Source organism: Clostridium sp. AM34-9AC, assembly GCF_003480225.1.
GTDB lineage: Bacteria > Bacillota > Clostridia > Lachnospirales > Lachnospiraceae > Acetatifactor > Acetatifactor acetigignens.
Genome location: NZ_QUIU01000048.1, coordinates 1 through 7,823, shown reverse-complemented (window position 1 = coordinate 7,823; position 7,823 = coordinate 1). Strand labels below are relative to the sequence as shown.

The following is a 7,823-nucleotide window of genomic DNA, read 5'->3' as shown; positions in this document are numbered from 1 at the left end:
TCTGGAGTGCTGACCAAAAGCGTTTTGTCTACAGTCTGAGCCAAAGTCCTTTTCATAAAAGGACTTTGGCTACTATCGTCTCGTCAGACAAGAATTCTGCAGTCTTTAACAATACTTAACATATCTTATTCTACAATAATTCCACCCAAAACTGTAATATCCTGTCTCTTCAGTAATGCCAGTTCATTTGCAATCTCATTGTACAAAGTGGATCCTGCCTTTTCTACCAACACCACTCCTGTCATAGTATCGACCTTCTCCATGGACTCTGCATTATAGAGGACATTATCCAAAACCGTAACATTAATGCCTTCCTTCTCCAATGCCGTCTTAAGGTTTTCACATACACTGCCGGCACCGGCCTCCAGATTACATCCCATCAGGCAGATAGTATTCAGCTTATTTTTCACTGCTGCAATCTTCACTGCTGCAAATGCCAGTTCCATAGACTGTTTGGCATCAAATTTCCGCTTACCGTAGTGGCGAAGATCATCTACCCACTTATCCAGAATAAACTTCTTCTTAGAATCCTTTACCACCACACCGATCTGGGGAATATGATATAAACTCTGTAATTCATCGGATACACGAATTTTACTATTGAAAATATATATCAAGAACAGAATTCCCGCATAAACAAATGCAAATAATACTGCCCCCAAAAGGACATACTTCTTGCTTACAGAAGGACTTGCCGATACCGGCTCCTCTGTTGTCGTATCCTTTTGATCCACCTCAGTATCTTTGATTTCTTCCCCGTTCAACAGATCATAATACTTCTGCTGATCTGCAGTAAATCCTGCTTTTGCAGAAGCGATCCCTGATCTGAGATTGCTAACCTGATTGCCATAATCGATCTGCCGGCTCATCACGTCGGTACTTATAATTTTACCGGAAGTCTCTGACAATAATATCAACTCATGACTACCCAATTCCTCTGCAAGATTTTTCTGTTGCTGTTCCAGATAACTGCTAACAGCTGCTGCCAACTGTCCACAAGTCTCCTCATCCTTCTGGATGACCGTTACCTTCAGACTGTCACTTCCAATGCTAATATTCTGTGCACCATTTTTCACGAATATTTCCGAATTTGTACTAACAGAAATCAACTCTGCGGCATATGCAGCGTCAATCCCTGTCTGCTGTTCCACCCAGTCGTATAAGCCTACCCCACCAACTATATTTTTGTAGAGCGTTCCCAGACGTTGTGCCAGGTCCTCATCTTCCGCCTGAATTCTGTATATCAACTCTGTCTGCATAATATTCAGCGGATCCAGCTGCATGTAAACAGATTCCTGAGAATACTTATCCTTATATAAATATTCCCTCTCATCATCCACCGTAATTAAAACCGCAGCCTTTTCGCTGTCACTCAAACTATCCTCTAACTGTGCCAACTGCTCTTCTACTGCCAATTCATCCAGTTCCGGTTCTTCCTCTACTGTCGGTGTACTCTGAATATTCCGATAAGATTTCACATAACTGAATCCTCCCATCAGAACTGCACCTATTATAAGCGCAACCAGCAAGCCTCTCCAGTGAGATAAAATATCGGCTATCATATCCAGTAAATCGATTTCCCGTTCTTCCATGATCTTTTAACCTTTCTTTCGTTTATAATTTTTTATATTTAAGATTATTTTGATTAACGGCATTATTATATCATGGAGCCAGGGTTTCCTCAACCGGATATTATAATTGTGTCTATATCTTCTTTTCTTATTGTACCACTTCTACTTTTTTGACATTTACTACACTATACTCACAGTCTTCCACGCCAATTATCTTTTGTTCATTCCTGTGAATCAAAATTTCATCTCCGTTTATTTCGCTTCTATGTAGTACATAGTGTTCCCGATCACTATAGGTAATCGCATATGTCTCCCCGCTTACCATACGAAATTCTCGCTGATTTCTAGTCTGTTGGCTTCCACTATAGTAAAGCCCCGCCAGTATAAAACTACAGATTACACATCCACACAAAATCACAACCCCCACCTTATCCTCCCAACTTTTAAGCCCTGAATTTTCCTCTTTTTTCTGTAATTTAAAAATAAAGTACATAATCATTTCGAATATATAGAGCATAATGGTCAGCACACACATTTGTGGTATCATCATATCCATATGGGCCATAACACCTATGACCCATGTAAGTGGTAAGTTTGCTATAGACAATAAAAAAAGACTTCTCCAGAAACACTTCCACAGCGTCTTGCTCCACGCAAATATTCTTTTGATTTTAGACTGTTGTTCTTTCTTTATCGCTTCACTATACTTTTTAAAGCCTTCATCCATCATTGCAAATACATAGAATAATAGCAGAAGAAGGCCTGCTAAAAATATTACCTGGAAAAGATTTCCTTCATAATTTATATTCATAACATTAGCATCAATATTTAATTCTTTAAAATATCCCATCCAATATACATAAATCATAAGCCGTATTCCGGCATAAACTACACTTAAAAATGCTGTTGTCATTGCCAACACAACTGTGATGTTTTCTTTAATAATTTTCCATAATTTTTTCATAGAAAGCTTTATTCCTCCATAAATGAAGAATTATGTGTATTTCATAATGTTTACCCTTAAGTTTTATTATACTGTTCTTTTTACTGTTCGTTCTAATAGTATATACTTCGATTTATCAAAATGTTAATAATAACAAAAATGGGGGAAACAGCAAATGAATCAAACATAGAAATCCATAAGACGTCTTTTAAATATACTTGCTAATGTAAACTTCATTTCCTAATAACAAGTAAACAGCTCTGCATTCTTGATATACAATTATTTTGCTATTATATATAAAGCACGACGGAAAGCTTATTCACAAGCCTTCCGTCACTCATTATTATAGGGCTTCTAAATATTTATAGAATTTTCCCCAAACGTTGGGCTTTAATGTTTATGACTTTTGATATTACTCACTAAATTGTTTCAGTATCAAAAATGTCATTTTTCGTACGTAATATCATCAAAAACAATGGGGATTTGTTTTTTTAATTCGTCCAATAAAGCGCAGGCAATTTCTCTCATTTGTGGATGCGCTCTCAGTGTTGTCCTTAACTTAAAGAAATGTCTCCATTCCCTTAAATTCATCGTAACAATAATTTCTGTCTTTAAACTATTAGGCAACAAACTTCGAGCCTCTTGAGGTTTTACTCCTTTTTCTATTAAATAATTGTAAGACTCTTCTATCTTTTGCATAGTTTCTAACCAACATCGATATTCATCACTATCTTCTTCCCAAAAAAATGGTTTAATTAACGTTAATTCCTTACCAAATCTTTCATTTGCATAATTGCAATACCGTGTGCTTTCCTGACTGTAACTTGCAATACGGTGTCTGACTATTTCATGGCTTACCCCTCGATCACATATAATTTTAACCGTTACTTTTTCATGTTCAATGACTGATTCATGGCCACTTTTAATTATATTTTGTATAAATTTTCCAGCAGAATCTTTTGTTATTTTTCCCTCACTTTTATAGCAAACCCTTCCTGCTTTTTCTATCTTTTTTAACAACTCTTCACCATTTATTTCATCTATGATTTCAAATGCTGGTTCAATTATTTTCATACTTTAATTCTCCTATAATGAATATATTTTTCCCAAATTTTGTTTACAGATTAAGCAGTTCTCTTCATCCTTTTCACATATAGGCACATTTAACTTAGCTAATGAGTATCTCCTAATTATTTTATTTGTTTTATTTTCTTGCTCCTGTTTCAACAAGTTAAAATTTGTAAATAATGCTAATACATATATTTTTGAACATGCTTCTAATTTAGTATTTGACTTTAATATTTCAGCCAAATATTCCATTGAAGGCATCATATCACATATAATTAAAACATTTTTATATTCATTATACTCGTTCCATAACGACTTTTCTAAATCGATATGTTCATTATCTTTATGTACAGATGGATAAAAATAATAATCTTTATCATTTTCAATCCAGTAATCTACTAAGCTGCTTCCAATAATGTTCCCTTCCATTCCATACCCAACAACTACCTGCACATCCCCCATTTCTTTCTCAAAAATCTCAATTATACATTCCTTTGCTTTTTCCAAAATATCGATGTTTCCTAAAAAAGATGCTATATTTATCCATCCTAATGTCTTGTTTTTATTTTTCCAGTGAAAATGACCTTCTTTATAATTTCCCTCTTTCTTTAAATATTCAAAAAGGAATTCACTTCTATTGCATAAATATATTTCCTTTTCGGCAGGAAATTTTCCCTGGCCATCAATCTTTTCGTGATCGCTATTTCCTTCTTTTGCTCTAGGCAAATCCTTTGAATCCACCTCTTCAGTCTTCCCTTTCGGAACGATAGATAATTCATTTAAGTATTTCTGGTTATTTCTTTCTTCCCATTCACCTGCGGTATAATTGTAATCATGAATACAAAGCTTCCCTTGTTCACATATAGCCACTGTAAATCTATTATTATAAGACTCTCCATTTACATTTTCCAGAATCTTTCCTATACTTCCTATTTCAATATATCTTAATTCATACTCTTGCTCACCAACCACATCTTTTTTACTTTCCGATGTATGATGATGCCCATATATAAACGTATTTATTCGTTTTAATCCAAGTGCATCTCTAAGTGTATCTACATTTTTTATAGATGCCAGTTCTCTTTCTCTTGTGTCTGTAAAACTGTGATGTGTTACAACAAAAATATTTTTATCGTCCCCCAAGTATTCTTGTATTTCTTTATCCAGCTTAGTCAAATCAACATATCCTACATGATTCAAATGGCTCTCTTTAGCCAACGAATTTATCCCCAGTATTAAAATGTTTTCTTCTTCTATATAGATAGTATCTAAAATAGATCTACTTATGTCAACGTTCTTTTTTTCTTTAAATCTTTCATAAAACTCTAAATAGTTTCCAAGTTTTACCTCATAATACTTTTCCGCTTCTAACTCATCTATATCATTCTTATCGCAATACGATTCCAGTTCGCTTCTATTAATATCATGATTTCCTGGGATAAGTAATACATTATTCTTTGAAATACTAAATTTATCACAAAATCTATTTAATATTTTTTCTAATACTATATATTCCTTTCTCCTTGCACTTTCTGCCAAATCTCCTGAGATAACCAAATACTTCACCTTGGTATCTTGTAATTTTTCAATACCTAACACATAGTTTTCCCACTTCTGATAATATTCATTCTCATCATTTTCTTGGAACTGTGATTTTTCTCTATCTTTAGAATAATGAATATCTGAAATAAACACTATTGCTGCTTTACTCATTTCGTTCCTCCTTCTCTACACACATCACATAAATCCGTTTTTATCGTATAACCTATTTTATTGCACTCATTAGATACCGTATAAAGAGAAATTCTATTAGCTACGTCTCTGTTTTTAATCGTTTTAATATCGACAAGACAAATCTCTCCTAAAATTTTTCCTCCACAATATTCTATTATAGTTCTTGCTCGTCCAACTTCTCCTCCCAAACATATTACATCTGAAACGATAATATAGTTTCTATTATCACGTATACTTTTTTCGAAATGTTTTCGATGAACGCTCTCAATTGGTCCCAAATGATCCAAGTATACCAAATCAATATGAAATAATTCTGCAAGTTGTGTTGCAATATACCCTCCATTTATAGTATGGAAAAAAAAACTAATATTGCTATTATCTAATGGGTTATTTGACATAATCCCCGCATCAATCATACTAAGCGCTAAATAATATATAGCTAATCTCAATAAACGTGATTTTGCTTCAACCATCTTTTTTAAGTTGATATAATGTGACAAATACACTGGAACTGACGTATGCTGATGTTGTGTTTCTGTACATTCATCGGTAGATTCAAGTATCATTTTTTCAAGTCTTTCTTTAAAAACTTTTTCTTTTCTCATTATTAGCTGTGAATATGTATATGTACCCTTAGCATTTCCCATTTTTGCAAATATATTCCCATTATTGTCATTGTTTATTTGCAAAAAATTTTCCATACCTGTTTCTTCATAAATCTCTTTTCTTAAATTCAAGAAATATACCATCTGATTTTTTGAACATATTTTTTTCTTAATCTTACTGACAAATCCCACCAAATTATTTTTTGATATTTCCTCAATACCGGAAAAATCAATACATATATCTTTTTCCTCATAATCATATTCATATATGTTCTCAAATATATTAGCATTTACCTTTTTGCAGTATATTCCCTTGGTCCTTCTCGCATCTAACATTATATCATACTGATAAAATTCACTAGAATATGTATGTAATGCACACTCCGCATGTAGATTTATAAAATATATATCTTCATCTGCAAGTAATGAATATAGCATTATTATCCCTCCTTATTTATAGAAACCTCTACCCTTACTCCTTGAAATCCTATATTAAATATTTTTATAGGAGAATATGTGTCTATGCTATACTGTCGCATCAAGCATTGCACACAGATTGAAATATCCTTTTTCCCATTAATTTGAGTACAATTTTTACATCTATTGCACGAAAAAATAACTTGCGTATTTTCATATTGAATTTTAAATGTCCCATTATTCTTTATTATATCAGTTCTTAAAGACCATAAATCATCTCTCTTACTTTCCATATGTTTTTCAAATGAATAGTTTAACGCACTCATAATTACTAAATAGTTATTGAATTTCTTTTCTACACCTTGAAATTTTTTAACCATTTTTAATTCTCTTTTATTTCTTAAAAAAGATTCTTTAAAACCTATTCCTGAATCTGCTATACTAATCTTAGTTCCATATCTATCTGATGCAACATATGTAAATGAATGCGATTGACTGTACATTATTGCATTAGTTTCAATTTCTACAATAGCATCTATTGTTGCTCCAATGATATTTTCCGGCAATTTATTTGTATCACTTAGAACGTTTTGGTATATTACCTTAGATCTATCTCGCAAACAATCAGAAATAAAATCTCTTTTCTGCATAGGTTCTTTAATTTTTTCTACATCTGCATATATAATATTAGTATAAGAAATCTTATGCAATTTTCTTAGTTCTTTATAATACCATTCATATGAAACATCATCCCACTCAAATATGTCTAATTTTTGAGATATCTCATAAAATTTACTAACCATAAAAAAATTGTGTAATTCAGATCCTCTTGTGTATACAATCTGAATTTTTCTTTTATAAAGACGGCTTAAATAGTCACCAAAGGATAATAATACAGGAATCGCTTCTGGTGTAATATATTTAGTTTTTCGAAAATCTAATATTGGAGCTGTATTTCTTTGTGACATATACATATCATAAAAAGTTTTTGTCACCTTTGTATAAAAAACATATGTTGATATTTTTTCATCAAATACTATTACATTACTAATATTATTTTGCATATCGTTTATATAACTCAATTCGTATGTTTCTCCTTTCTGGCTAACTATTTATTCAACTGATATATTGTAAGTATGTTTTTATAATATCACACATTTCTTTTTAATAGGATTTCGATATTTAGAACTATGTCTTTCGATATATCGAGTTAGTAGACGATTTTTATCTTTTTAAATACATTGGGACTCTTATGCAATCCAAAACATTAACACGAACAATTCAATTTTCTATATATTCATCAGTATTTCTGATCCAGTGCAAGCCTATATCAACCGTGACTATATCAGTATCTCTAAATCTTTGACAAGCCATGCATCACAGTAAATAGTCTAATAAAATGATTTCATCAATCACTTTTATTCTATAGCCCTAAAAATTGAACTTTGTAAACGTCAAATCCTGCGCCTTGGCTAATTAGTCTTT

General features: G+C 32.3%; 6 protein-coding genes. All 6 read right to left on the bottom strand.

The window, feature by feature from the left end:
• Window positions 1-125: 125 nt before the first annotated feature.
• The 6 genes from DW835_RS17355 to DW835_RS17330 all read right to left on the bottom strand — a co-directional run bounded on the left by DW835_RS17355 (window position 126) and on the right by DW835_RS17330 (window position 7,420).
• Window positions 126-1,592: a hypothetical protein gene (locus tag DW835_RS17355; RefSeq protein WP_118731492.1), complete on the bottom strand. Its 1,467-nt coding sequence runs from the start codon at window positions 1,590-1,592 to the stop codon at window positions 126-128.
• Window positions 1,593-1,719: 127 nt separating this feature from the next.
• On the bottom strand, window positions 1,720-2,535 hold the full coding sequence (locus tag DW835_RS17350) for a hypothetical protein (RefSeq protein WP_118731491.1): 816 nt from the start codon (window positions 2,533-2,535) through the stop codon (window positions 1,720-1,722).
• 423 nt (window positions 2,536-2,958) lie between these two features.
• Window positions 2,959-3,588 (bottom strand): FAD-dependent thymidylate synthase, encoded by a 630-nt coding sequence (gene thyX / locus DW835_RS17345; RefSeq protein ID WP_118731490.1) that lies wholly within the window; start codon window positions 3,586-3,588, stop codon window positions 2,959-2,961.
• Window positions 3,589-3,600: 12 nt separating this feature from the next.
• Window positions 3,601-5,295 (bottom strand): metallophosphoesterase, encoded by a 1,695-nt coding sequence (locus DW835_RS17340; RefSeq protein ID WP_118731489.1) that lies wholly within the window; start codon window positions 5,293-5,295, stop codon window positions 3,601-3,603.
• Window positions 5,292-6,359: a hypothetical protein gene (locus tag DW835_RS17335; RefSeq protein ID WP_118731488.1), complete on the bottom strand. Its 1,068-nt coding sequence runs from the start codon at window positions 6,357-6,359 to the stop codon at window positions 5,292-5,294. Before DW835_RS17335 ends, DW835_RS17340 begins: the two co-directional genes overlap by 4 nt.
• 2 nt (window positions 6,360-6,361) lie before the next feature.
• Window positions 6,362-7,420, bottom strand: coding sequence for a hypothetical protein (locus tag DW835_RS17330; RefSeq protein WP_147353745.1), 1,059 nt, complete (start codon window positions 7,418-7,420; stop codon window positions 6,362-6,364).
• Between the last annotated feature and the right edge of the window lie 403 nt (window positions 7,421-7,823).

Bases quoted from the DNA above. Each gene is read 5' to 3' on its own strand.
- DW835_RS17355 (WP_118731492.1), bottom strand. From the start codon at position 1,592: ATGGAAGAACGGGAAATCGATTTACTGGATATGATAGCCGATATTTTA.
- DW835_RS17350 (WP_118731491.1), bottom strand. From the start codon at position 2,535: ATGAAAAAATTATGGAAAATTATTAAAGAAAACATCACAGTTGTGTTG.
- thyX (WP_118731490.1), bottom strand. From the start codon at position 3,588: ATGAAAATAATTGAACCAGCATTTGAAATCATAGATGAAATAAATGGT.
- DW835_RS17340 (WP_118731489.1), bottom strand. From the start codon at position 5,295: ATGAGTAAAGCAGCAATAGTGTTTATTTCAGATATTCATTATTCTAAA.
- DW835_RS17335 (WP_118731488.1), bottom strand. From the start codon at position 6,359: ATGCTATATTCATTACTTGCAGATGAAGATATATATTTTATAAATCTA.